At 70.6% G+C, this 1,676-nt stretch carries 1 protein-coding gene; it reads left to right on the forward strand.

Annotated features, from left to right (window positions below; translation table 11 throughout):
• Nucleotides 1-1,676 (forward strand): condensation domain-containing protein (locus ACFVYE_RS47250; protein ID WP_389609774.1); only part of this gene is annotated, 1,676 nt, incomplete at both ends.

Below are 1,676 nucleotides of genomic sequence, written 5' to 3' on the forward strand. Positions count from 1 at the left end.
ACGTGCTCGACCAGTGGCTGTCTCCGGTGGCGCCGGGGGTTGCCGGTGAGCTGTATGTGGCCGGTGCGGGTCTGGCGCGCGGGTATGTGGGCCGGCCCGGTCTGACGGCGGAGCGTTTCGTGGCCTGCCCGTTCGGTGAGCCCGGTGAGCGGCTGTATCGCACGGGTGACCTGGTGCGGTGGAACGCGGAGGGCCGGCTGGAGTACCTGGGCCGGGCGGACGAGCAGGTCAAGATCCGCGGCTTCCGCGTCGAACCCGGTGAGGTCCAGGCCGTTGTCGCCGCGCACCCGCAGGTAGCCCAGGCGGCGGTGATAGCCCGCGAGGACGTTCCGGGCGACAAGCGTCTGGTCGCCTACGTGGTCCCGGCCGACGGTCCGAACGGCGATGAACTGCCGCAAGATGTCCGTCAGTTCGTGACCGGGCGCCTGCCGGAGCACATGGTGCCCTCGGTAGTGGTGGTCCTGGATGCGCTGCCGCTGACGCCGAACGGGAAGCTGGACCGCAAGGCGCTGCCTGCCCCGGAGTACACGACCGGTTCCGGCCGCGGCCCCTCCTCCGTCCGCGAGGAGATCCTGTGCGCGGCGTTCGCCGAGGTTCTCGGCCTGGACAACGTCGGTGTGGACGACAGCTTCTTCACCCTGGGCGGTCACTCCCTCCTCGCGATCCGTCTGGTCGAGATCCTGCGCACCCGCGGCGTTTCCGTCTCGGTGCGGGCGCTCTTCCAGAGCCCGACCGTGGCCGGGCTCGCGATCGCGTCCGGCGCGGAGAGCGTCGTCGTTCCGCCGAACGCGATTCCGGAGGGCGCGCAGGCGATTACGCCGGAGATGCTGCCGCTGGTCGATCTGAGCGCCGAGGAGATCGAGCGGGTCGTCGCCACCGTCGAGGGCGGTGCGGCGAACGTCGCCGACATCTACCCGCTGGCCCCCCTTCAGGAGGGGCTGCTCTTCCATCACCTGCTGGCCGACGGCGGCGATGACGCGTATGTGACGCCGGTCGTGGTGGAGTTCGACTCCCGCGAGCGGCTGGACGCGTTCATCGAGGCGTTGCAGCGGGTCGTGGACCGGCATGACATCTACCGGACCGGGATCGTGTGGGAGGGCCTGCACGAGCCGGTGCAGGTGGTGTGGCGGCACGGCCAACTCCCCGTCGAGGACGTCCTGCTCGACCCGCACGGTGTCGAGCCGGTCGAGCAGCTCCTTGCTGTCGGCGGTCTGTCGATGGACTTGGGCCGGGCCCCGCTGATCGGATTGCACATCGCCGCAGTGCCGGACTCCGGCCAGTGGTTGGCCCTGGTGCGGGCGCACCACATGGTGCGTGACCACATGGGCCTCGAACTCCTGCTGGGCGAGGTGGAGGCGTTCCTGGCCGGTCGGGGTGAGGAGCTGTCGGAGGCGCTGCCGTTCCGTGACTTCGTGGCGCAGGCGCGTGGCGGGGTGGAGCGGGCCGTTCATGAGCGGTACTTCGCCGACCTGCTGGGCGACGTCGACGAGCCGAGTGCGCCGTTCGGGTTGGTGGATGTGCGGGGTGTGGGTGCGGATGTGTCGCGTGTGGTGGCCGATCTGGGGTCGGATCTGTCGGGGAGGGTGCGTGAGGCTGCGCGGCGTACGGGGGCCAGTCCGGCCACGGTGATGCATGTGGCGTGGGCGCGGGTGCTTGCTGCGGTGAGTGGCCGGGAC

Source organism: Streptomyces sp. NPDC058239 (assembly GCF_042882185.1).
Taxonomy (GTDB): domain Bacteria; phylum Actinomycetota; class Actinomycetes; order Streptomycetales; family Streptomycetaceae; genus Streptomyces.